Origin of the sequence: Helcobacillus sp. ACRRO, assembly GCF_022347125.1 — a bacterium.
Taxonomy (GTDB): Bacteria; Actinomycetota; Actinomycetes; order Actinomycetales; family Dermabacteraceae; genus Helcobacillus; species Helcobacillus massiliensis.
Genome location: NZ_JAKRNG010000029.1, coordinates 1 through 23,537, shown reverse-complemented (window position 1 = coordinate 23,537; position 23,537 = coordinate 1). Strand labels below are relative to the sequence as shown.

Annotated in this window: 15 protein-coding genes; 10 read left to right on the top strand and 5 right to left on the bottom strand. The window is 66.5% G+C overall.

Annotated elements, in window-relative coordinates; genetic code table 11:
* Nucleotides 1-11: 11 nt before the first annotated feature.
* The 3 genes from MHY20_RS09775 to MHY20_RS09765 form a co-directional block, all read right to left on the bottom strand.
* A complete protein-coding gene (locus MHY20_RS09775) occupies nucleotides 12-2,018 on the bottom strand; it encodes a hypothetical protein (RefSeq protein WP_183376346.1) in 2,007 nt (668 codons plus the stop codon).
* Nucleotides 2,019-2,235: 217 nt separating this feature from the next.
* Nucleotides 2,236-3,447: a multidrug effflux MFS transporter gene (locus MHY20_RS09770; protein ID WP_239376498.1), complete on the bottom strand. Its 1,212-nt coding sequence runs from the start codon at nucleotides 3,445-3,447 to the stop codon at nucleotides 2,236-2,238.
* Between the two features lie 6 nt (nucleotides 3,448-3,453).
* Nucleotides 3,454-5,379 (bottom strand): solute carrier family 23 protein, encoded by a 1,926-nt coding sequence (locus MHY20_RS09765; RefSeq protein WP_239376497.1) that lies wholly within the window; start codon nucleotides 5,377-5,379, stop codon nucleotides 3,454-3,456.
* Nucleotides 5,380-5,656: 277 nt separating this feature from the next.
* Here MHY20_RS09765 and MHY20_RS09760 point away from each other — a divergent pair, with 277 nt between their 5' ends.
* From MHY20_RS09760 to MHY20_RS09750, 3 genes are all read left to right on the top strand, one after another.
* A complete protein-coding gene (locus tag MHY20_RS09760) occupies nucleotides 5,657-6,844 on the top strand; it encodes an LLM class flavin-dependent oxidoreductase (protein ID WP_239376496.1) in 1,188 nt (395 codons plus the stop codon).
* An 88-nt stretch (nucleotides 6,845-6,932) separates the two neighbouring features.
* Nucleotides 6,933-7,676, top strand: coding sequence for a CE1759 family FMN reductase (locus MHY20_RS09755; protein ID WP_239376495.1), 744 nt, complete (start codon nucleotides 6,933-6,935; stop codon nucleotides 7,674-7,676).
* Nucleotides 7,677-7,888: 212 nt separating this feature from the next.
* Nucleotides 7,889-8,929 carry a Sir2 family NAD-dependent protein deacetylase gene (locus MHY20_RS09750; RefSeq protein WP_239376494.1) on the top strand — a complete coding sequence of 347 codons (1,041 nt, stop codon included), beginning with the start codon at nucleotides 7,889-7,891 and terminating at the stop codon, nucleotides 8,927-8,929.
* A 49-nt stretch (nucleotides 8,930-8,978) separates the two neighbouring features.
* Here the strand turns inward: MHY20_RS09750 and MHY20_RS09745 are convergent, their stop codons facing one another.
* Complete coding sequence (locus tag MHY20_RS09745; RefSeq protein ID WP_239376493.1) at nucleotides 8,979-11,729, bottom strand: PIG-L family deacetylase; 2,751 nt, start codon at nucleotides 11,727-11,729, stop codon at nucleotides 8,979-8,981.
* A 261-nt stretch (nucleotides 11,730-11,990) separates the two neighbouring features.
* Here MHY20_RS09745 and MHY20_RS09740 point away from each other — a divergent pair, with 261 nt between their 5' ends.
* From MHY20_RS09740 to MHY20_RS09710, 7 genes are all read left to right on the top strand, one after another.
* Nucleotides 11,991-13,088 (top strand): ROK family protein, encoded by a 1,098-nt coding sequence (locus tag MHY20_RS09740; protein ID WP_239376492.1) that lies wholly within the window; start codon nucleotides 11,991-11,993, stop codon nucleotides 13,086-13,088.
* Nucleotides 13,089-13,161: 73 nt separating this feature from the next.
* The gene (locus MHY20_RS09735) at nucleotides 13,162-14,229 is read left to right on the top strand and encodes an extracellular solute-binding protein (protein ID WP_239376491.1); all 1,068 of its coding nucleotides are present in this window, start codon (nucleotides 13,162-13,164) and stop codon (nucleotides 14,227-14,229) included.
* Between the two features lie 40 nt (nucleotides 14,230-14,269).
* Entirely contained in the window at nucleotides 14,270-15,361 is a 1,092-nt protein-coding gene (locus MHY20_RS09730; protein ID WP_239376490.1) for an ABC transporter ATP-binding protein, read from the top strand.
* Nucleotides 15,358-17,115: an iron ABC transporter permease gene (locus MHY20_RS09725; protein ID WP_239376488.1), complete on the top strand. Its 1,758-nt coding sequence runs from the start codon at nucleotides 15,358-15,360 to the stop codon at nucleotides 17,113-17,115. Before MHY20_RS09730 ends, MHY20_RS09725 begins: the two co-directional genes overlap by 4 nt.
* Nucleotides 17,116-17,126: 11 nt before the next feature.
* Nucleotides 17,127-19,595: a PfkB family carbohydrate kinase gene (locus MHY20_RS09720; protein WP_239376486.1), complete on the top strand. Its 2,469-nt coding sequence runs from the start codon at nucleotides 17,127-17,129 to the stop codon at nucleotides 19,593-19,595.
* Nucleotides 19,596-19,789: 194 nt separating this feature from the next.
* Nucleotides 19,790-21,202 carry an APC family permease gene (locus tag MHY20_RS09715; protein WP_239376502.1) on the top strand — a complete coding sequence of 471 codons (1,413 nt, stop codon included), beginning with the start codon at nucleotides 19,790-19,792 and terminating at the stop codon, nucleotides 21,200-21,202.
* A gap of 187 nt (nucleotides 21,203-21,389) precedes the next feature.
* The gene (locus MHY20_RS09710; protein WP_239376484.1) at nucleotides 21,390-22,886 is read left to right on the top strand and encodes a hypothetical protein; all 1,497 of its coding nucleotides are present in this window, start codon (nucleotides 21,390-21,392) and stop codon (nucleotides 22,884-22,886) included.
* A gap of 57 nt (nucleotides 22,887-22,943) precedes the next feature.
* On the opposite strand, the gene MHY20_RS09705 is transcribed toward MHY20_RS09710, so the two are convergent.
* Nucleotides 22,944-23,483: an NUDIX hydrolase gene (locus MHY20_RS09705; protein WP_343217752.1), complete on the bottom strand. Its 540-nt coding sequence runs from the start codon at nucleotides 23,481-23,483 to the stop codon at nucleotides 22,944-22,946.
* Between the last annotated feature and the right edge of the window lie 54 nt (nucleotides 23,484-23,537).

Sequence of the window (23,537 nt, the reverse complement as noted above, 5' to 3'; positions counted from 1 at the left end):
GCTGCGCGGGGTCAGCTGCGCGGCGCGCGCGGCGGGGTCGGCGCGGACATCACCGAGGTGTGGCTGCCCGGGCCGAAGCCCTGCTGCGCCGGCGGCTGCACGGGCGGCTGCGCCGGCGGCTGAGCAGGAGGCTGCGCCGGGTACTGGCCGGTGTGCGGGGAGGGCGGGGCCGACGGGGCGGACATGCCCGACGCGGCGGGCGGTGCCGCGTGAGAACCCGTCGGCCCCTGCACCCCCGCCGCCGCCATCGGCGCGCCGGCGAACTGCGCCCCGTTCGGCGCGGGGTGCGGCGCGGCCTGCGCGGAGCGACGCTTCGCCCGGCGCACCAGCGCGATGATCGCGAACACGATCGCGAGGGCGAACACCAGCAGCACGATCAGTGCGATCACGCCCACCCAGTTGCGGGACTCCGCCTCACCGGTGACGGAGGGTGCGCTGGAGGTCGCCTCCGTGGTGGTGATGGAGACGCTGCTGCCCTTCGCGGAGGTCTTCCCCTTCGGGTCGGAGGACACGGTGCCGGGCTGGGCCTCGTACCCGTCGGGCAGCTTCACGGTCCACGTGCTGGCCGCCGGCGGGTTCTCACTGAGCTGGCGAGGTGCGGCGAAGGATGTGTGGAAGCGGCTGGTGGTGGTGAACATCGACTCGCCGGACTTCGTGATGGTGCCGGTGCCGTAGGGCCCGTCGGCGCCGATGTACTCGCCCACATCCCCCGCCAGCTGCTCAGCGGTGCCGCTGAACGTCATCGTGTAGGTGACGGTGTCGCCGTCCTCAGTGCGCTTCGGGTCCGCTGCGCGGCTGTCGCCCTTGACCCAGGCGGCGATGTCCTTGCCCATCTTCGCGTCGTCCTCCTTGGAGAACGTGTACGCGTAGGCGACCTCGCCGCCACCGACCTCACCGATTGTGGTGGTGGCGCGGAAGTCCTGCACCAGCACCATGTGCGAGTACGTCACGGTGGACTTGCCCGTGTCCGAATCGACGCCGCTCTCGGTCAGGTGCTCCCAGCCCTCCGGCACGTCGTGCTCCGCACGGATGACACCGGAGTCCGTGCAGATCGTGGAGCAGGTCAGGGTGTCGGTGACGTAGGTGGTGGACCGCAGGGGGTTCTCGGAGTCCGGCTCAGTGGTGACCTCGAGGGAGGTGCCGGAGGTGTTCAGGGCGGTGTCGGTCTGCGCGGAGATCGCCTGCGCATCACCCTCGGGAAGGGTGAGCACCCACTGGGTGTCGCCGTTGTCGTCCGTGGACTTCTCGGCCTTGCCGCCGTCCGGAGTGACCGAGTCGATCCACGCGTCATAGTCCTTGGGGCTGCGGGCGTAGGAATCCGCGGGCAGAGTGTAGGTAATGGTGCGGGTGAGTGCGTCGCCGCTGCCGATGCCGCCGGTCTTCACCGCGATGGCCGTGAAGCCGTGCTGGGAGGCCTCGCCGGCGTCGATCGGTTCGAGCTGGTCGGTGATCTCATCCTGGCCCGGCAGCGCAACGGTGACCTCGCCGGAGCCGGAGAAGTCGGATGCGCTGACGGTGTCGGAGCCGAGCTTCGCCTCAAGGGCGTTGGCCGCCCAAGCGAGCAGGTCGGCGGAGGTGAAGTTCTCGTCGATGCGGGCGCCTTCGGCGAACGGCTTCTTCGGCAGGGTCAGTGTCACGGATGCCTGCTTGTCCACGCCGCCGGCGTCCAGCACCTTCTGCGCCTTCGCTTCGTAGTCGGCGGGGTCGGTGAAGGTGATCTCGAAGTTGTAGACAGTGGCCCCGTCGGCCCCCGAGGACATGCCGTGGTAGGTGATCTCACCGGGCACGTTCGCCTTGATGGTCTCATCGATGACGCCGGCGCCGCCGGGGATGGACTCCATGTCGCTCTGCGTGATGACGAGGGAGATGACGCGGGAGCCAGCGCCCTTGTCGTCGATGGTGAGCTTGGTGTTGAGGGTGGGGCCGCACGCCGCCAGCACCAGCATCATCACCGCTGCGATCGCCATCATCATCAGCGCGCGCGGCATGCGCAGCCGCTGCACCATCGTGGTGTCCATTCCAGCTCTCCCCTCAGCGCCCGGCAGTGCGCACAACACGGTCCTGGCCGCATGATACGGGAGTTGAGGGACCGACGGGGGCCGCCCGGGCGAACTGGGACGAATCGGACGGGGCCGGGTGGGGCGTGCGGGCACGGGCGGGGCCCGGCTGGTCAGGCGGCCGACGGGTTCCGCTTCAGCATCCGCTTCCCCTCTTCCAGACGGTCCTGGCGACGGACTACGCCGACGCGCGCTCGAAGCGCCCCGCGATCACGAACAGGATCAGGCTGATGATGCCGCCCACGAAGATGCCGATCGCGGCCGGCAGCGCCGACCCCTCCCCCGCGAGGCCCACCACCGGGGCGGCGAGGGACGCAGCGCAGGCGAAGCCGAGGCCGATCAGTGCAGACCCGGTGCCGGCGATGTCCGTCGCCTCGCGGGACGCCATCGCGGCGCCGTTGCCGAAGATGAAGCCCTGCGGCACCACGGTGAGGAAGAACGCCGGGAACACCACCCACGCCGGAGTGCCCAGCAGCAGCACCCCAACCAGCAGGAGCGCGCCGGCGGCGATCACCACGGGGATCGCCCAGCGCATCAGGGACCGCGGACTGCGGGTCTGGGTAAGCCGCGCGGAGGTGAAGCTCGCCAGCATCATGCCCGTCGCATTCACCGCGAACGAGATCGAATAGACGGTGGAGGAGAACCCGAGCAGGTTCTGCACCACGAAGCTGGAGGCGGACACGTACGCCATCAGCGCGAACGCACTGAACGCGTTCACCAGCAGGTAGGAGGTGAACGCGGGCCGGCGCAGCAGCCGCGCCACATTCCGTGCGAAGGTGCGGAAGCCGCCGGGCTGACGGTCCTGCCTCGGCAGCGATTCGGGGATCCGCAGCACCAGGGCGATCAGGGACAGGGCGGTGGCGGTGGCGATCACGATGAACACCTCCCGCCACGACCCCACGATCAGGATCACCCCGCCGATCAGTGGCGCGATGATCGGGGCGATGCCGATCATGCCCTGCAGGAGGTTCATGGAGCGGAACAGTTCCGGCCCGCGCGTCAGATCGATGAGGATGGCGCGCGAGAGCACCATCCCGAACCCGCCGCCCATGCCCTGCATGACGCGGAAGATCAGCAGCCAGCCGATGCTGGGGGCGAGAGCGCAGCCGATGGAGCCCACCAGGCACAGCAGCGTCCCGGAGATCAGCGGCACCCGTCGGCCCAGGCGGTCGCTGAGGGGGCCCGCCACCACCTGGCCGGCGGCCGCACCGGCGAAGAACGCCGTCAGCGTCAGCTGCACGTGGGCGGCGCGGGCGGTGAGGTCCGCGGCGACCTCGGGGAACGCCGGGATGTACATGTCGGTGGCGAGCGGACCGATGGCGGCGAGCGCCGTCAGGATGGTGATGGTGAGGGCGCCCAGGTGGGCGCTCTTCGCGCGGGTTGCCGGCATGACTCCTCAGTGCAGCTGTTCGAACTTGCGGTGCCAGGCCGAGGCGATCGGGTTGGCGTCCGCCATCATGATGCCGAAGCGGTCGTTGGCGATCTCCACGACCTCCGCGAGCGCGACCACGCGCTCCTGTTCGCGGGAGTTCTCCAGCCGACGGATGCCGGAGGTGATGATCTGCTGGCGGGAGTCCATCCGGCCCAGGCATGCCACGAACGGGAGGTCGAACTTCTCGCGGTAGGCGTCGGCGAGCTCCTGCAGCTGCTGCTGTTCGGCATCGTCCATGTTCTCCAGGGCGAGGGAGCCGGCGACCTTCGCGATCTCCTCTGCGCGGGTGTCGTCGGCCAGGAGGAGTTCGGCCATGTCGGGGTAGTCCTCGATGAGGGCGATCTGCTTCTCGTGGGGTGCGGTGAGGACCGCTTCCTGGATCGCTTCGCGCAGGTCCTGGACGGAGGAGAAGGGGCCGCGCTGGGCGGCGGCCTCCAGCGGCCAGGTCTCGTTGTTGAACAGGGGTGCGAGGGCGGTGGCGAACTCGGCGGTGTCCATCGCGGAGATCTCCTCCATGGTGAGGCGGGACCCGTCGGCCCCCACCGCAACATCCGGGCCGGCCTGGCGGCCCACGTGGAAGAACAGGAGGTTCAGCACGATCGCGCAGATGGAGCCGACTGTGACGCCGGAGGCGAACAGCACCTGCAGGGAGGAGGGCACGAGCTCCGCGATGGCGGGTTTGAACGTGACGAGCAGGGCGAGGCCGAGCGAGATGGTGACCACCACGGCGTTGCGGTTGTCCCGCAGGTCCACGGAGGCGAGGGTCTGGATGCCCACCAGCGCCACGTTCGCGAACAGGGCGAGGGAGGCGGCGCCGAGGACGGGCCCCGGGATGGAGGCGACCACTGCTCCGGCCTTCGGCAGCACGCCGAGGATGATCATGATGACGCCGGCGCCGGCCACCACCCAGCGGGAGCGGACGCCGGTGAGTCGCACCAGCCCCACGTTCTGCGCGAAGCAGGTGTAGGGGAAGGAGTTGAGGACGCCGCCGAGGGAGGTGGAGAGCCCGTCGGCGCGGATGGCGGCGCGGATGTGGCCGCGGGTGATGCGCTTGCCGACGATCTCCCCGGCCGCGAACACGTCACCGGTGGTCTCCACCATGGTGATCAGCATGACCACGATCATGGAGATGGCGCCGGTGAGGGTGAAGGCGGGCAGGCCGAAGTAGAACGGGGTGGTGACGCCCACCCAGTCGGCTGTGCCGACCTCCGCGAAGGACGCGTCGCCCAGGGCGAGGGCGGTGGCGGTGCCGATGATCAGGCCGATGAGGATGGCGATGGTGCCGAGGAATCCGCGGAAGAACCGCTGGGCGGCCACGATGACGGCGAGGGTCAGGGCGGCGTAGAGGACGTCGCTGCTGGCGGGCGTGCCGTCGGCCCAGGAGGTGATGTCGTTCGCGGAGACGGCGAGCAGGGTGATGCCCATGCAGGTGAGGACGGTGCCGATCACCACCGGCGGGAAGAAGCGGATGAGCCGCGCGAAGTAGGGGGCGGCGAAGAACGTGAACAGGCCCGCGATGATGACGGAGCCGTAGATGAACGGCAGGGCCGCGGCGCCGCCCTGCCCGCCGGTGGTGGCCAGGCCGATGGCGATGATCGGGGAGATCGCGGTGGTGGTGACGCCCTGGATGATCGGCAGACGCACCCCGATCCTCCAGAAGCCGACGGACTGGATGAGGGTGGCGATGCCGCAGGTGAACAGGTCCGCGTTGATCAGGTGGATGGTCTGCGCGGGCGTGAGGTCGAGGCCGCCGGCGATCAGCAGCGGCACCACGACGGCGCCGGCGTAGAACGCGGCCACGTGCTGAATGGACAGGACGCTGAGGCGCGGCAGCGGCGGCACCTGGTCCACGGGGTGGATGCGGGGCGCGGCGGCGGGAGCTGAGGACATGGTCCCCATGCTATTGCGGGGCCGACGGGTGCCGGGAACCGATGTGAGGCCGGCCCCGTCGGCCTGCGCCTGTGCGGGTGCCGCGGCACCCGTCGGCATGACCCCGGGCTGGCGGCTGAGCGCGTCGGCCTGGATCGTGCGCGCAGGCGGCGCGGGAATGATGGGGGCGCCGTGAGCGGGGTCTCCCGGGCATTGACCCATCAGCAAAAGTAGTTTTATGTTCAACTACATGAGTTCGCCGGGCCGCCGCCCGGCCCGCCACCCGAGGAGGCGCCCCATGCAGTTCGGAATCTTCACCATCGCCGACATCACCCCTGATCCCACCACCGGCCGGGTCCCCACGGAGAAGCAGCGCCTCGACCAGATCGTGCGCATGGGCCGGCTCGCCGAGGAGGTGGGCCTGGACGTCTTCGCCATCGGCGAGCACCACAACCCGCCGTTCGTGACCTCCTCCCCCACCACCACGCTCGCCACCATCGGCGCGCAGACCACGAACATCATCCTGTCCACCGCGACCACGCTCATCACCACCAACGACCCGGTGAAGATCGCGGAGGACTACGCGATGCTGCAGCACCTGACCGACGGTCGCGTGGACCTCGTGATGGGCCGCGGCAACACAGGCCCCGTCTACCCGTGGTTCGGCCAGGACATCCGCAAGGGCGTGGAGCTCGCGGTCGAGAACTACGCGCTGCTGCACGAACTGTGGCGCAACGACGTGGTGGACTGGCAGGGACAGTTCCGCACCCCGCTGCAGCAGTTCACCTCCACGCCGCGCCCGCTCGACGGCGTCCCGCCGTTCGTGTGGCACGGGTCGATCCGGTCCGCGCAGATCGCCGAGCAGGCCGCCTACTACGGCGACGGCTTCCTCCACAACAACATCTTCTGGCCCATCAGCCACACGAAGCAGATGGTGCAGCTGTACCGCGAGCGCTACGAGCACTACGGCCACGGCAAGGCGCACCAGGCGATCGTCGGCCTCGGCGGTCAGGCGTTCATGCGCCCCAACTCGCAGGACGCCGTCAACGAGTTCCGCCCCTTCTTCGACAACGCCCCCGTGTACGGCGGCGGCCCGTCCCTGGAGGACTTCACCGCGCAGACCCCGCTCACCGTGGGCTCGCCCGAGCAGGTGGTGGAGCGCTACCTGTCCATGGCGGACCATGTGGGCGACTACCAGCGCCAGATGTTCCTCATGGACCACGCCGGCCTGCCGGAGAAGACTGTCATGGAGCAGATCGAACTGCTCGGCACGACGGTGGTGCCGGTGCTGCGCGAGGAGTTCGCGAAGCGCCGCCCCGCCGACGTTCCCGACGCCCCCACGCACGCGGCCCGTGTGGAGGCCGCCGCTGAGGCGCGCGGCGCCGAGTTCGACCCCTCGTACCGCTTCGAGACCGGGGACAATTGGACCGGCCTCACCGCGGAGGCGCGCAGGGATGAGGCCGAGCGCGGCCGGCTGAACGACTGATCCCGTCGGCCGGCCTTCCCGCTGGGCGGACCGCCCGCGCCCCGCGCCCGACCCCGCATTCGCATGTGACCATCCGAGGAGGCACTCCATGACACGCACTCTGACCATCGCCGTGGTGCAGGCGGGCCTGTCCACGCCGTCGTCCACGTCCCGGCTCGCCGACGTCCTGCAGACCGCTCTCGAGACCGAGGCCCGTTCGCGTGCGCTCGAGCCCGAGGTGACGCGGATCGACCTGCGGTCCATTGCGGTCGGGATCATGGAGGCGACGATCTCGCCGGTGAAGCCCGCCGCTGTGCAGCGCGCGCTGGATTCCGTGAGCTCCGCGGACGTCATCATTGCGGTGACGCCCACGTTCAACGCGTCGTTCTCGGGGCTGTTCAAGTCGTTCTTCGACCTAGTGAAGCCGAAGGCCCTGGCCGGTGTCCCGGTCATGCTGGGCGCGACCGGCGGCACAGCGCGCCACTCCCTCATCATCGACACGGCGATGCGGCCCCTGTTCTCCTACCTGCGGGCAATGCCGGTGCCGACCGCGATCTTCGCCGCGAGCGCCGACTTCGCCTCCGCGGACGACTCCCTCGCTGCGCGTGCTCGCACCGCCGCGGAGGAGGCGATCGTTCTGCTCGGTGTGGGCGCCCCGCCGACCGACGGGGCCGCCGACCCCAGTGGTGCCGGCGCTGGTGACGGCGCCGACGACAGCGCTGCTGACGGCGCTGAGGGTTCGTCTCAGAAGCCGGGCCGCGGGATCTCGGCAGCTGCGGGCCGCACGTCCGCTGCCGACGACTTCACCGACTTCGTCCCGTTCGGCGACCTGCTGAAGCAGATGAAGAAGTAGGCTCACTCCCCCGGGCCGCCGACCAGGGACAGCCAGCCCCCGGACCGCCGTGCCGGCCGGTTCCGTGCGTTTCAGCGCTCATTTCCCCGAACAAGAGCGCTGAAACGCATTCAATGGATGCCGGGCAGGGCCTGGGAACTCGGGTCGGGGCCGGCCAAGACCGGCCGAGACCGGCCGCGACCGATATGCCGCACCGCGGTAGGTTGGGGCGCATGAGGATCCCGCCCGCTGGCCACGCCGGTTCCTGGTTCGCGACCGCGAGCACAACCCACTCCGCCTTCGGCCCGGATGACGCCCCCGCCCCGTCGGTCGCGCCCGCAGCGCCCCGCACCGGTCGCGGCCTTCCGCGCATGCCGGCGTGGGGCCCCATGGACAGCGCCGAGTACGGCCGCACCTCCCCGCCAGAGGAGATCGAACGCGCCGTTCGCGTGCTCGCCGCGAACGGTCCCGTCGTGGTGCTGACCGGAGCCGGTATGTCCACCGATTCGGGCCTGCCCGACTACCGCGGCCGCACCGCCACGGCCCGCCAGCCGATGACGATCCAGGAGTTCACCGGCTCGGACCTGTCGCGCCGCCGATACTGGGCGCGCTCCACCGTGGGCTGGCGGCAGTTCCTGCAGGCGCGCCCGAATCAGGGGCACCGCCTCCTCGCCGCGATCCAGGCCGCGTCCTCCCCGTTCCCGATCAGTGCTGTCATCACCCAGAACGTGGACGGCCTGCACGAAGCAGCCGGCACGAAGCGGGTGATCCCGCTGCACGGGCAGCTGTCCCTCGTGACATGCCTCGGCTGCGGGCACCTGTCCTCCCGGCCGCTGCTGCACGAACGGATGCTGCTGCTGAACCCGGGGTACGCCGCTCGGCTCGATGAGCTCGCCGCCCAGGTCGCGCGGGCGCCCGACGGCGACGCCGACGTGGACCGCACCCACGACTTCCGCTACCCCCTCTGCGGCATCTGCGGCGGCATGCTGAAACCGGACGTCGTGTTCTTCGGCGAAGCGGCCCACCCGCAGGTGGTCCGCGACTGCTACGCCGCGGTCGAGGAGGCGGGCAGTGTGCTCGTGCTCGGCTCCAGCCTCACGGTGCAGTCGGGTCTGCGGTTCGTGCGCGCCGCAGTGAAGGCGGGCAGGCCGGTCGTGGTGGTGAACGACGGCCCCACGCGGGCCGACGGAGTCGCTGCCGTGCGGATCGCGGGCCGCATCACCGATGTGCTTCAGCTGTGGTGCGGCGCTGAAAAGACAAAGACCGACGGGTAGCGAGAACGCCTCGATGACCCGTCGGTCCTTGACAACCGGAAATGTGAAATCAGGATACTGAGCTGACTGCGGCGGCCACTCGCCCTTCGCTGTCGATGTAGCTCACCAGCAGCTTGTAGTCGCCGCTATCAGGTTTCTCCTCTGTTGGAAGAGAAATGGTCAGCTTGCCGTTCTTCACCTTCTGCTTCACGCTGCCAGCCACAGATTCGCCACCCCACAGGAATGCCCGAACCTCACCAGCGGAAGGGGTCCGAACCTTTGCAACCAGCCTCTTCCCGCGCCACTTGGCTGAGTCGACACGCAGATCACCCCGAGCCGGTGCGGCTCCGCCAAGCGGTACACCGTCTGCGGCGGATTGGATGATCGACTGGGGCGACTCTATGGAGAGGGCCGCCGTCCTTGGGAGGATGGGGTCCTTCGGGTTCGAACCGCCATCGGACAGCCCCTCAACTCGAAGCAACCCCCACCGCCACGGATCAGCTCGCATTCCGGGGAACGTCGACCACCCCACCCGGTCCTGAGCTGTTTTGTCCTGGGTGTCAGAATCGTTGATCACCACGTTGAAGCCCATATGTTCGGGGTCGATCGCGTCAGGCAGCACGACAAATGGAATCTTCACCTCGAGGTCATAGCCCGTGTACTCCTTCTCCGTCTCCGCCATGACCACTGCGACCTCCATCCCAGGCGCAGTCTCGCTGGCTTCACCTTGATGGTTGTCACGATCGCGCCCGACACCAGGGGCTCCAGTCATACTCCCCATCGACGGCATAATGCCTGCGATGAACGTGTGAGCTGTATTCGGCGCAGTCCCTCGTGGATCCACGTAGATCTCGACCGAGTCAGTTCGACGCTGCCGCTTGTTGTCCTCTGGAGGCAGGATGGTTCCGCGCACGTCGTCCTGGACTGATACGAAAACATACAGATTCTCGCCGTCGTGGCTGATCCGAGAGGTACCGCTGATGGTTTCCGTCGTTCCCCCCATCGGCGTCCCCTGCCACACAGTGTCGACAGGGAGGTCTTCGCCGGGGAAGACGGCAGGGTCCAGAACACCTGTCAGCGCCTTGGGCGGTTCGACCTTTGGAACCACCGACGTCGGGACCAGGTTCATGACGGTATTGCGCACGGCCACAGCTCCAGCGGATTCCGTAAGGATCGGAACCGGCCAGCTGCCACCGTTCTCGGCGCGGTTGCCGAACGGGATACTTGTGTCGACGTTCTCAAACCACACCGAGAAAGACTCGCGGCCACGCGGCTCGATCGAAGATATGTCCACCGTGTCAGGTTCCACACTGAAGCCTGCCGGGACCTGAACACTCACTCGTCCACGCTGCTCGCGGGACGAAAAACTCTCGACTACGATCTCCTCCTCATCGCGCCACCCCTGTGGCACCGAAAACAGCTCGGGAACGAGGGCATCGAGGTGCCGCATTCCAATGGACTTCGTCCACTCCCGGAAGTCAGCGATCTCCTCAAGTGGTGCAATGCTGGCCTCCAACGCCCCTGCTCGCCGAACAGGGGCGAAGCACTTGCCTGCTGTTCCATCCGGGAGGGCGAGCTCCGCCCAGATCTGCCCGGTCTCCCCGCTGTCACCCTTCGAGGCTCTGACCGTCAGTGGCAGTTCTACGACTTCACCCGCGCGCAGTGCTGGCATGGACAGCTCCGCGGGATCGGCCTTCCAGCCTTTGGGCACGACCACACTGACCGGGGCCGCCGGCACGTCGCCTTCCGGAGGTGCCGTGACACGAACGGCCACCTTGCGGGCTTCACCGGCGACGAATTCATACGTCTCCGGTTTCACTTCCAGGAGAAGGCCCAGAGGCAAACCTCCCTCGGACTGTGTCACGGCGCCCTCCAGAGCTGCAGCATCGCCGCTACGAGGATCTGACAGTGGAGACTTGGAGTGGATGACGGTCAGCCAGTTCACCCGGATTTCGGCCGGGTCGCTCGGGGACGGCGGTCGAAGGTGCCACCCCTGCGTGACGTAGTCGTGGACCGAGTCATCCCGAACCGCAGACCAGCGTCGCCCTTCCCGTTCACTGTATGTGCCGTCCCAGGCTCCGAAGACGAGATCCGCATCGATAGTGGGAACGAATCCCTTCTTCACTGCATCAGCACCGGTGGCCCCCTCGCCGTTCGCACCTACGCGGAGGATCCGTCGAGGCGTCCAAGGAGCGAAACCTTCGTCAACATGCTCAGGGAAGACTGAGGGGTCACCCGCCTTCAAATAGGCTTCAACGGCGTACATTGCCGCCTGCTGATGATTGCCGTGGTTCCCTTCCACAGCTGACGGGTTCATGGTCAGGATGATCTCCGGCCGAGTTGCACGAATCACTCGGATGATCCGGCCCAGCAGCGCATCTCCGCCCCAGACCTCTCGAGACAGCGGCGCACTTGCGGTGTAGTAGAAATCCACCTCATCGAGATTGAAGACGTGTCGTACCCCAGCCCGTCCCACCGCCGTACGCTCTTCGGCCTCACGGAGACGCCCCAGAGGTGGGCCCTCTTCCAGCCCGACTGCATTGCCCCCTCCTTCACCGCGCGTAATGGTGATGACTCCGGCTTCGACTCCGTGGTATTCGTTCCATTGACCGAGTGTGGCCAGGGAACCGTTCTCGTCATCAGGGTGGGCTCCGATGAAGAGGACGTTGAGCTTCACAGAGTCGGGATCCTGTGCGTGCGCGCTAGCGAGAGCGTGTTCCGCCGGCGTCATGAGCGCGGCGCCAAGACCGATCGTGCCGACCGCCTGCAGTACACCTCTTCGACTCATCGCCAGGCTCCGGGTCGCGGCTGTCTTCGTCATATCAGTACCTCCATCCACCCCGTCGACTGTGACGGGATGCATACTTCATACGCCGCAGTAAGCGACGAAGCAAGAGGATCGGTCCACAAGCCTTGCTCCTCGTCAAGACGAAAACCCATGATCCACTGGACTGCGCCCAACATCCGGGGTTGAAGGAGAGGTCTTGCGCGCCCACTTTCTTTCGCGTATAAAGTATCTATGTCAACGGAGACTCCGGTCACATTACAACCGGCACAGATGACGGAGGGACTCACTGCGGCAGTGAGCACCCTCCTGACCTGCGGCGCGCTGTCTCGCACTGAACTCGCGGAGATCACCGGCTACTCCCAGTCATCCATGACGACACCGATCAAGACACTGCTCGGCAACGGCTACGTCCAGGAGATCGGCCAAGCGAATTCAACAGGCGGGCGTCCCCGTACGCTGCTTCAGTTCAGGCGCTCTGCGGTTCGTCTCACGGTCATCGGCATCCAGTCCGGAGACATCGTGGTGCGCCAAGTGGACCTTGACCAGCAGATCTATGCCCAGATCCGCCGCCCCCTCGACCTCGGGGACCCCGGACAATCGCTCATCGCAGCCATCGAAACCCTCCACTCCGTGACCACCGAACCGTCGCGCTGCGTCGTTCTGTCGCTCCCGGGAGTGGTGTCCGAAGAGGGGTACATTGCGCTCGCACCCGAGCTGGGAGACGCGGACCAAGCCACGCTCGCTGAACGCCTTCGATCCGCTCTGCGCATCGCCGTGATCATTGAGAACGATGTCAACCTCGTAGCTCTTGGAGAGTGCGGGCGCTTCGACGGCGACGCCGCGCTCATCTATGTGGGCGGCGGCATCGGCGGAGCACTCCTGGTGGACGGCAAGATCCACGTAGGGGCAACCCGTTCAGCCGGAGAGATCGGATTTCTTCCCTGGCGTTCGTCAGAACTGAGCGGGGAGGTGGGGCAGCTTGAGGCGGAATTCTCAATTCCTCGCCTGACCCGAGGAGCACGCGAGCTGGGTATCGATACCGAAGAGCATCGCCTCCTCGACGATCTGATGACCTCCGGGAGCGATGCCGCGAAGGGCCTTCTGTCCGGCGCACTTGATGCATGGGCCTATGCCTCCGCGGTGTACGTCTGCGTGGCGAACCCTCACACCGTGGTCCTTGCCGGTGCTCTCCCTCGCCTCGACAAGCCGCACAGATCAAAACTCAAATCTCGCATTCGACGGCTCTGTCCAAGCGACGTCGACATTCGATTCGCCCAGCATGGAGAGGACGCCCTGGTCCGCGGCGCCATCAGTTGCATGGAGACCCGCCCCCAGCTGCTCCTAGAAGCAAGCGACCCTCCGCACTCCGAGAGTCCGAAAAGCGGCCCTTGAGGACTTGTCCTTCTCAGAACTCCAACAAGTGCAGCCGACGTGACAATGCAGTCACCCCAGAAAGGAGAGATCAATGATCTCACGACGCAACCTCATCCGAGGCACCATCCTCGCCACCGCTTCCACAGCCGTTGTCTCGGCATGCGGACTCGGCGGAACCTCCTCCAGCTCCGGGAAGGGAGATGATGCCGGCAAGCCCACGGCGTTCACGATCTACACCGCCCGCGACAAGTCGCTTGCGGAATCAGTCGTCGCCGACTTCGAAAAGGCCAATCCGGACTGGGAGGGCATGGCCACCATACTCACCCTGGGCGCACAGGAGGCCCTGGAGCGCGTGCGGGCCGAACAGGCGAATCCGCAGGGCGATATCTGGTGGGGCGGCACCCGGCAGCAGCTCAGTGCTGCCGCAGCCGATGGCGTGCTCGCTCCAGCTCCTCAGGACGTCATCGACGCCGTTCCCGAAGCTTCCCGAGATAAGGACGGACTGTGGGTCGGCGAGATGAAGCTTGCCGAACTCTTCATGATCAACACCGATGTCATGTCAAAGGACAAGGCACCGAAGGACTGGGACGACCTGCTCGGAGCTGACATGAAGGACAGCCTCATCATTCGAGACGTGGAGGCGTCCGGCACCATGAGGTCCATCTACTGCGCCATGATCGACCGCGCCGATCCGGACGCTCCCGAAGCCGGGTACGAATGGCTCAAGAAGCTCGATGCCAACACTAAGGCCTACGCCGCCAACCCCACCGACCTCTACCAGCGTCTGAGTCGACAGGAGGCCCCGCTCTCCCTGTGGAATCTCCAAGACATCATGCTGCAGCACTACGGGGACTTCTCGATGCTCGACGCGGTTGTTCCTGCGTCTGGCGCCCCGATGCTCGTCGACGGTCTCGCCAAGATCAAGGACGGTCCCGGTGGGGCAGGAGCAGACAAGTTCATCAGCTTCCTCATGAGCGAGGACGAGCAGAAGAAGCTCGCCGAAGAGCAGTACCAGATCCCGACGGTGGAGCTCAGCGATGAACCGAAGTGGCTCGCCGACCTGGGCCTGAAGGAGATGGAAGTGGACTGGGACCGCATCGCCGAGAACGAATCCGACTGGATCGGCTATTGGGCCCAGAACATCAAAGGCAAGGGCTGAGGTCCCTCTGCCCACCCTTTGACCGCACCGAAGGAGCACCATGACCAGCGTCAGCCTCACCGACATCACCAAGGACTATGGCAGCGGGATTCCCTCTGTCAGTTCCCTCAGCATCGACATCGCCGATGGAGAGTTCTTCACTCTCCTCGGCCCGTCGGGCTGCGGCAAGTCCACGACTCTGCGAATGATCGCTGGGTTCATCTCTCCCAGTTCAGGCCAGATCCGTTTCGGTGATCGCGATGTCACGCGTGTAGCTCCGCACAAACGCGACACCGGCATGGTGTTCCAAAACTACGCCCTATTCCCCCACATGAATGTTGCCGCCAACGTCGGCTACGGCTTGACCACGCGGCGCATTCGGGGAGAGGAGAAGCGGCGGCGAGTCGCTGAGGCATTGGAAGTCGTCGGCCTCAGCGACTACGCCGACCGCGGCATCGGTCAGCTGTCCGGCGGGCAGCAGCAGCGGGTGGCGCTGGCACGCGCACTGGTCATTGATCCGTCGGTACTGTTGCTGGATGAGCCTCTCTCCAACCTGGATGCGAAGCTCCGTGAGGAGACGCGCGGACATATCCGACGCATCCAACAGGAGTCCGCTACCACCAGCGTCTATGTGACGCACGACCAAGCTGAAGCGATGGCGATGTCCGACCGCATCGCCGTGCTGAAGGACGGCGTCCTCCATCAGGTCGCCCAACCGCGTGAGATCTACCGGTGCCCCGCCACTGCTTTTGTGGCTCGGTTCATCGGCCGCTCGAATGTCCTAGGCGGCACTGTGGAGGACGTCGATGACCGGTACTGCACGATCCGGCTCGACAGCGGCGCAGTCATCTACGCGCCCCGAACCGCCAGGACCTCCGGGGATGCCCCGACATCCGGAGAGAAAATCGCCGTTTCGCTGCGCCCAGAGTCCCTTTCGGTCGCTCTGGTCGACAGCTCGACTTCTCCGGCCGCTGGTTCCATTCGTGCGCGCGTAACGTCAGTGGAGTTCACGGGGGCCACCTGCCTTGTGATGACGCAGGTCGGAGAAGACGAGGTCCTTGCATCCGTTCCCGATTCCGACAGTCTGCCGCAGCCTGGCGACGACGTTGACCTGACTCCGTCCGCCGAGAAAATCTGGATGGTGAAACCGTGACGGCATTGAAAGGGAATCGGACCCGCCTGCAGACCAGCACGTCGTCGGACAGGTTCGTTTACGTCCTGGCCATTCCCCTGGCCTTCATCCTGCTTGTCTACATCGTTGTCCCGATGATTGCGACGCTGCTGACGTCATTCCAGAGCGGAGGCGACGTCTATCGGGACTTCACCTCAGGCACGTCGAAGTCGGCCCTCATCCTCTCGGTTCTCATTTCGCTGGGCTCCGTTGTGACCAGCGGGATCGTCGGGACATGTCTGGCGGTCCTGCTGACCCGCTTCCGGTTCCCGGGCAGAGGGATCCTCAAGATCGTCGCCCTCGTTCCGTTGGGACTCCCGCCTCTTATCGGGGCACTGTCGTTCTACTACCTGTACGGGTCATCCGGAATCTTCCCCCGAGCCGTATCAAGCCTCACCGGCCTTCCAGCCCACGCGTTTGCGTTCGACGGCATCGCCGGCGTCATGTTGGTGCACACGCTGACGATGTACCCCTACTTCTATCTGTCAGTGTCCGCGGGCCTCGCTGGGAGTGACGCTTCACTCGAGGAAGCCGCGATGAACCTCGGTTCCTCTCGTGCTCGGATGTGGCGCACTATCGTTCTGCCGATGTTGACACCGGCCCTCGTCTCCGGAGCGCTGCTGACCTTCATGGTCTCCATGGCCTCATTCACCGCGCCGCAGTTCTACAACGTCAACACATTGACGATGCGCATCGTGGCCGCGAAGACGTCCGGAAACTACGAACTCGCGGCCGCACAGTCAACCGTGCTCTCGATCGTCTCGATCCTTTTCCTGCTGACCATGCGCTGGTACCAGAACCAACGATCGACACGGAGCCTCTCCAAGGGCACCCCGCAAGTCGCCACACCGCTCACCGGCGCCTGGGCGCGTGTCGCGGCAGGAATGTGCTCACTGCTGATCGTCCTGACCCTGGCGGCTCCGGCCGCCACGATTGTCCTGCTGTCCTTCACTGTCGACGGAACCTGGACGACCCAGATCCTTCCTCCGCAGTACACGCTGCAGAACTTCGTCGATATCGCCTCGAACCCGCGCAGCCTCCGTCCGATATTGGTATCCAGCCAGATGTCGTTGCTGGCAATGCTGGCCTCGATCCTGATCGGCGTTCTGACCGCGTGGGTGGTGGCCCGTTGGCGCGGACGCGGAGCCAGCGTCCTTGATCTGATGATCATGCTCCCGTGGGCACTGCCGGGAACGGTCGTCGGCATCAATATCGTGACGGCCTTCGCTTCGCCCACGCCGTTCAACCTTGGACAGGTTCTAGTCGGGTCCCTGTGGATCCTTCCCGTTGCGTACTTCATCCGTTTCGTCCCCCTCGTATTCCGGAACGCCGCAGCGTCGATCGCGCAGATCGACCCTTCCGTCGAAGAGGCCGCCCAGAATCTCGGGGCGACTCCCTGGCGCACCCTGCGCACTGTCACCCTTCCCCTGATGGCGCGAGGGGTGATAGCCGGCGCCCTGCTTGCATTCATCCAGGGGTTCGGTGAATACGTAGCGTCGGTCGTGATCTACCCGGCGAGGTTCACACCGCTGTCGGTCGAGATCTACAACCGGCAGTATGCGAACGAATTGGGTTCAGCCTTCGCCTACGGCGCACTGCAGATGGCAGTGATTCTCATCGTCCTGATCATCTCCGAGGTTGTTCAGAACCCGCGGCCGCACCGCGATAAGCGATGGCGGAACATGCGCCATGTCAAGCCGTCCCGAATGGCGGCGATCGCACCGAAGACAGTCTGAAAGGTTCAGTGGTGACCAGTACAAACCATTCCGCGCCCCTTCGAGACCGCGGTGATCTGAGCATCTATTGGGACAACCACCTGCGGGTCGCCTTTGAAGAGGCGGCACCTCATGACCTGCCCGCAATGGTCGAAGCATCGATTGCACATATCGTGATGCTTGGCGAGACGGAGGCTCTCCCCTCCGATCGCGCGAGCCGGCTCATCCGCGGCCTGCTTCGGCTCTGGGAATCCTGGGCGCCCACCAGCTCGGATTGGCGTCCACGTGTCCGCAGCTTTCCTTTCGACGGCGCCGTTGAAGATCCTTACTACTTCTTGGAGTCTGAGCTAGCGGCGGCCTGCGACATGGCGACCGCAGACCTGGATGTGCAGCTCGCTCGTAGCCGCAATGATTTGGACGCGGGAGTGTTCCGAATGGTTCTGCGTCGCGGCGTGCTCGATATCGCCGACATTCTGCTGCGGGCAGTCCAGGAGCTCAGCGACGCTGCCGAACGGAACCTGTCGTCACTGATCATCGGGCACACCCACCGTCGTCCCGCCCAGCCGACCACCATCGCCCATGTGCTGAGCGGAGCCGCAGAGGCCCTGTTGTCCCAGGCGGATGAGCTGCTGTCCGTCTACGACGAGCTCAACGTTTCTCCGCTCACGTCAGCCGCCTTCGCAGGTACTGACATCGCAGTCGACAGCCGGAGAATCAGCGATCTGCTGGGCTTCGATCGCCCATTCACATCCTCGTACGAAGCCGTGGCGGGAGCCGAGCACTTCATGCGCGTGGCCGCGATCCAGGCCAGAATCAGTGCAACCGGCGCTCGGTGGGCTCGCGTGGTGCAGGAATGGATGAACCTCGGGTGGATTGAGACGCCCGGAAGCTTCAGTCAGGGCTCCTCGATCATGCCGCAGAAGCAGAATCCTGTTGTGCTGGAGCACATGGTGTCGATGGCCGGCGCCGCGAACGGCGACCTGGTGAGTGTCTATTCGACCATCGCCGCGGGATGGTACGAAGACTCGAACAACGCCACCACTGATGTGCAGAAGCACCTGTGGGCATCAGTGGAACGGACAGTCAGGTTCCTTCGCCTGTTCGCCGGTGTCGTCCGCGAGATCAGACCGCTTCGACTCCCGTCCAGCGCACAGATTGTGTCCTCCGGCGCTACGACGACGGCAGTGGCCGAAGCCCTCGCAGTCCACGGTGTCCCATGGCGAGCAGCCCATGACGTAGTCGGCTCCCTCTTCCGCGCCGGTGAACCCGCGACCTGGCACTCTCAACAAGTGGAGGCCGCCCTGCGGAGCGCAAGTATTGAGGACTCGGACGGCACGCTCGCATCCATTGTGATGTCCTCGGGCAATGAACCAGAGAAGATCCTTGCCCGGGATCAGGACGGCAGCCCTGGCGAAGCCGCACAGAAGCGGACCATCGACGGCGTGCGTCAACGTTGTCGGGAGCTTCAGCAGTCATTCGAGGATCGGCGCCAGCACATTGACGATGCCCGCTGCGACTTGATGGCCCTTGCACGCGAGCGCGGAGGACGAGCTCCACGGACTCGGATCAGCGTCATCGGTAATCTGAACCCTGACGTGGTGATTCATGGTCGCGCTGACTTTCCGGCCCCCGGAGAGGAAGAGGTCGTCCCGGAGATCGACCTGAGGATCGGCGGGTCCGCCGCCAATACGGCGCTGCGTTCGGCTCAGCTCGGCGTGCCCACAACACTCACAGCCCCCGTCGGTTCTGATCCAGGTGCTGATCTGCTTCGCGGCTTGGCGCAGGAGGAGGGACTGGAGCTCAACCTCGTCACTGTGAATGGTTGCACCCCCATCACTGTTGCCGCCGAAGCAGCACATCGGGATCGGTCGTTCATCTCGTCGCTCGGTGCCCTCGCGGAGTTCGGTCCTGAAGACGTCGACGATCAGGCTCTGAGCGCCGGTTGCCTGCTCCTCAGCGGCTATTTCCTCCTGCCTCACCTCCAGGGGAAGCGGCTGGCTGCGTTGCTCGAGCGAGCTCAGCAGCTCGGGGCCATTACGGCGCTGGACATGGGCCATCCGGCTGGTGGATGGTCGGAGAGGCATCGTGTAGGCCTGTTCGAACACGTCTTCCCCCACCTCGACATCCTGTTGCCCAATGAATCCGAAGTCCTCGGTCTCACCGGTGCGGCGACGGCTCGTAATGCCCTGGATCGTTTCGCCGACGCTCACCCCATGGTCATCACGAAGATGGGAGAGCAAGGCGCGTTGGTTCAGTCGGGGCCGAGAGGACAGCGACGCGTCACGGCGGTTCCTGCTCCCAGAGTCAGTCCGGTGGACACCGTCGGCGCGGGGGATGCGTTCAACGCCGTGTTCCTCACCGAATTCATGCGGCACAAGGACCCAGAAGAGGCAGCACGCACCGCCGTTTCGACGACTTCACGAGCGATTTCTCTGCCCTCATCGCTCCGGGACGATGTGTTCCGTAAGCACCGCACGGGCAGAGGCGACGACTCGGTCTGACGAGCGGCCGGTTCCAACCGCGTCGGCAACCGACAACACTGGCACAGACCGGCACCCCCGAGCGGCCGTGTGCTGGCACAATGGGCCCCATCCCTGCAGTGACGTGGGCCTCCTCTCCGCGTAACTGCACCGGCCGACGGCAGCACCCGTCGGCCTCCTCCCTCGCCCCGCGAAGGAGTCTCCCCGTGTCCTCGATGAAGAAGACCCTCGGACTGCCGTCCCTGATCGCGCTCGGCGTGGCGGGCGTGGTCGGGTCCAGCTGGATCTACACGTCCTCCACGTTCTTCGCCGACGTCGGCGCCGGCGGCATGATCCTCGGCCTGCTGGTCGGCGCCGCGCTCGCCGCCTGCGTGGCCCTCGCCTACGGTGAGCTGACCAGCGTGATCCCCCGCGCCGGCGGCGAAGTGGTGTGGTCCACCGCCGCCCTCGGGTACCGCGCGGGCTTCGCCACCGGCAGGTTCCACATCGGCGCGTACATCGCGTCCCTGTCCTTCTACGTCACCGCGTTCGGCACCCTGCTCAGCAAGTACCTGCCGGTGTTCGAGTCGATGCCGCTGTACTCCGTGAACGGGGAGGCGGTCACCCTGCCGGTGCTGGCGGTGGGGATCGCGCTGGCGCTGATCGTGTTCGCCCTGAACTGGTTCGGGGTGGGGCTCGGTGCGCAGCTGCAGGTGGCGCTGTTCGTGATCATGCTGCTGATCGGTGCGGCGCTCGCCGTGACCGCGGTGTTCGCCGGTTCGCCCCCGAACCTGTGGCCGGCGTGGTCGTCGGACCAGGCGCCGCTGGCGTCGACTGCGCGGATGGTGGTCCCCGGCATCACGTACGTGGTCGGGTTCTCCCTCGTGGCGGTGCTGGCGGAGGAGTCGAGCCTGTCGCCGCGCCGCGTGGGCCGTGCCGTGGTGCTGACGGTCGGCATCGCCGCACTGTTCTACACGACCGTGCTGCTGGCGACCGCGACCGTGGTGCCGTGGGAGGACGTCGCCCAGATGGACCTCGGCACGATCGATGCGTTCACCGCGGCCGGCTTCCCGCTGCTGGGCTTCGGCGCGTTCCTGATCGCTGTGCTGGGCCTGGTCACCAGCTTCATCGGCCTGTTCGTCGCCTCCTCGCGCGTGGTGCTGGCGCTGGCGCGCGCCCGCATGCTGCCGAGCGCCCTCGCCGAGGTGCACGCCGGCTCCGGTGTTCCCCGCAATGCGCTGCTGTTCGTCCTGGTCATCACGATCGTGCTGGGCCTGCTGGGGCCGGGCGCCATCATTTGGTTCCTCGATGCGGGCGGCGTGTTCCTCGGGATCGTGTGGCTGCTGGTGGTGGTCGCGAAGTACCGCCTGCCGAGGCGGTTCCCGAACGCGCAGTACGCGTACCGGGCGCGGCCCGCGTTCCTGCCGGCGATCGGTGCAGTCGGTGCAGTGCTCGTGATCCTGTTCGCGCTGATCCCGGGCACGGGCCTGACACTGCAGTGGCCGGCGGAGCACATCATCCTCGCCGGTTGGGCGCTGCTCGGCGCTCTCATCTACACCCTCACCGACCGGCCCCAGGGCACGGACAGGGACGAGGCGCTGGATGAGCTGCTCGGCGCGGAGGCGTCAGCGGCGCTGCGGGGGCAGTGAAGCACGCCTCCAACGCCCGGCGGTCATCATCACCGCACAACGCGGCAATCGAAAACGGGCATACCCGCACAGAATCGGCGCGGTCGGCTTAGCATGGCGGTATCCCTCGCGCCCGCATCGAACACCGGCTGACCTGTCCAGCATCCGTGCTCGCGGCCCGGCGCGCCGCTCCACCCCGGAAGTCGCCATGCCCGCACCGCTCACCGCACGCCTGTCCACATTCGCCACCCGTGTGCGCGCCGTTGCGCTCGCTGTTCTCCTCACCACTGCCCTCGCCGGCTGCGATGACCTCACCTTCGGCAGCCCCGATGCACCCGCCTCGCCCCCGTCGGCCGCCTCCCCGGGGTCCGGCGGCGGCTCTGATGGCGGAGGGGCCGACGGATCCCCGGCGTCCGCCGAGCCTGTGCGCCCCGCGAGTTCCATGGATCTGACGGACGAGCAGAAGGCCCAGGTACCGTCGGCCGAGACGATCATGAACAGCACGCTGGATGTTCCGGGCGCCTGCGCTGCCTGGACCAATGCGCCCGAGGGCGATCTCAGTGCCGCGTCCATGAAGTTCGCGGGCAACGAGCCGGTGTCGATGGCGTTCACTGACGGGTACTCGAAGCCGATGTCATCCGGCCGTACCGTCTATGTGGATCCCGAGGTGGTGCAGCCGATCCTGTTCGAGGGGGAACCCGCCGTCCTCGTACAGCTGTCCTGCCGCTCGAGCGGGCATGACGCTGCTGTCACCCTCGCCGTGTACAGCGCAGATCTGACGTACATCGGCGAAGCGAACCGACTCAGCTCCGAGTTCTACGACACGGTCCGCAGGGCCGCCGGCGAGGACACTGTTCATGAGCTGTCCTACGCCGAGAACATCAGCATCGACGGCAGCACCCTCTCATTCACGATCCCGCACGCGTACGGCTACGCCGATTACGAGATGTGCGAGTCAGCTGAGGAACGCTGCGACAAGGTCCATGAGCTGAAGGTCAGCTACACCCTGAAGAAGGGCGAGTTCGCGCTCGAAGGCGCCGAGGACGTCTCCCCGAATGCACCCTCCGGGACGTACGGCATCTGGACTGAGGACAAGGTCCGCAACGCCACCCTGCCGGTGGGCGCCGAGTGCGGCTCATTCGGCTACTACTACCAGGCTGACCAGGACGGCAAGGCTCCGAAGCCGGAGCGCACAGCGTGGGGCGAGAAGTACTACGAACTCACGTTCGTGGACGGCGAGGCGAAGAACCCGGACCCGGACCAGCACGTGGGCGGGGCGATGGTCAGCGTGGACAAGGTGCACCGCGTGGAGAAGGACGGCAAGGGGTACATCCTGGCCGAGCTGTCCTGCACCGCCGGCGGCACCGGGTACTGGCGATCGATCTCCGTGTTCTCCGCGGACGGCGAGTTCCTCGGTTCGGCGGGCTCGACCGACGGCCCGAACTACCAGGCCGCGATCGAGAAGGACCCGCAGGTGGACTATGCGGAGATGCGCGGCAGCGAAGTCACCTCGTTCGACGGCTCCGTCATCACCATCCACGCCGTGGACATCCGCACGGTGAAGGACCCGTCGGACGCTCCCCACGCCTACATGGGCACCGGCACCGCGGACATCGAACTGACGATCACGCCGGGCAAGGGCCTGGTGATCACCGGCCTGACGGTGGAGGCGCCGGACCCGGAGGACAGCGACGCCAACGGGTGAGGCTCTCGGCGCGAGCGCGGGCAGGCGCGGGGCCAGGCGCGCGGGCGGCCGCGCCGATCAGTACCCGCGGCCGTCCTGGCCGATGAGCGCGGGCTCCGCCTTCCCGTCGAGGACGTCGAGGGCGTAGAGGGTTCGCCGGCCTCCCCAGTCGGACAGCAGATGCGCGTCTTCGCGGTCGATGAGGCGCCAGTCATCGAGCTCGGATTCCTGCAGGCGGATCGTCGCCTCGAGCTCCGCGGCGGGCATGACGCCGGCGTCGAAGATGAAATGGACGCCCATGGTGGAGCCCTGGGCGATGTGCGACGGCACCCAGTTCGCCACGAGCATGCGGCCCGCTGTCACCGTCAGACCGATCTCCTCCAGCACTTCGCGCTCCGCGGCGATGCGGGCGTCCTCACCGCCGTCGACCCCGCCGCCGGGCAACAGCCAGTGGTCGCGGTAGTTCGGCTTCTCGATCACGAACCGGCCATGCTCATCGCGGAGGATCACGGAGCCGGACGCGTGGATGGACGGCAGCTGCTGGTAGAAGTACGGGTCGGGCAGGAGCTGCGCGGCAGCGAAGTCACCTCGTTCGACGGCTCCGTCATCACCATCCACGCCGTGGACATCCGCACGGTGAAGGACCCGTCGGACGCTCCCCACGCCTACATG

What these genes read in the sequence shown, in the direction of transcription:
- MHY20_RS09745 (WP_239376493.1), bottom strand. Translation starts at nt 11,729, where the DNA reads ATGACGAAGACAGCCGCGACCCGGAGCCTGGCGATGAGTCGAAGAGGT.
- MHY20_RS09715 (WP_239376502.1), top strand. Translation starts at nt 19,790, where the DNA reads ATGAAGAAGACCCTCGGACTGCCGTCCCTGATCGCGCTCGGCGTGGCG.
- MHY20_RS09710 (WP_239376484.1), top strand. Translation starts at nt 21,390, where the DNA reads ATGCCCGCACCGCTCACCGCACGCCTGTCCACATTCGCCACCCGTGTG.
- MHY20_RS09755 (WP_239376495.1), top strand. Translation starts at nt 6,933, where the DNA reads ATGACACGCACTCTGACCATCGCCGTGGTGCAGGCGGGCCTGTCCACG.
- MHY20_RS09730 (WP_239376490.1), top strand. Translation starts at nt 14,270, where the DNA reads ATGACCAGCGTCAGCCTCACCGACATCACCAAGGACTATGGCAGCGGG.
- MHY20_RS09770 (WP_239376498.1), bottom strand. Translation starts at nt 3,447, where the DNA reads ATGCCGGCAACCCGCGCGAAGAGCGCCCACCTGGGCGCCCTCACCATC.
- MHY20_RS09775 (WP_183376346.1), bottom strand. Translation starts at nt 2,018, where the DNA reads ATGGACACCACGATGGTGCAGCGGCTGCGCATGCCGCGCGCGCTGATG.
- MHY20_RS09750 (WP_239376494.1), top strand. Translation starts at nt 7,889, where the DNA reads ATGAGGATCCCGCCCGCTGGCCACGCCGGTTCCTGGTTCGCGACCGCG.
- MHY20_RS09765 (WP_239376497.1), bottom strand. Translation starts at nt 5,379, where the DNA reads ATGTCCTCAGCTCCCGCCGCCGCGCCCCGCATCCACCCCGTGGACCAG.
- MHY20_RS09735 (WP_239376491.1), top strand. Translation starts at nt 13,162, where the DNA reads ATGATCTCACGACGCAACCTCATCCGAGGCACCATCCTCGCCACCGCT.
- MHY20_RS09760 (WP_239376496.1), top strand. Translation starts at nt 5,657, where the DNA reads ATGCAGTTCGGAATCTTCACCATCGCCGACATCACCCCTGATCCCACC.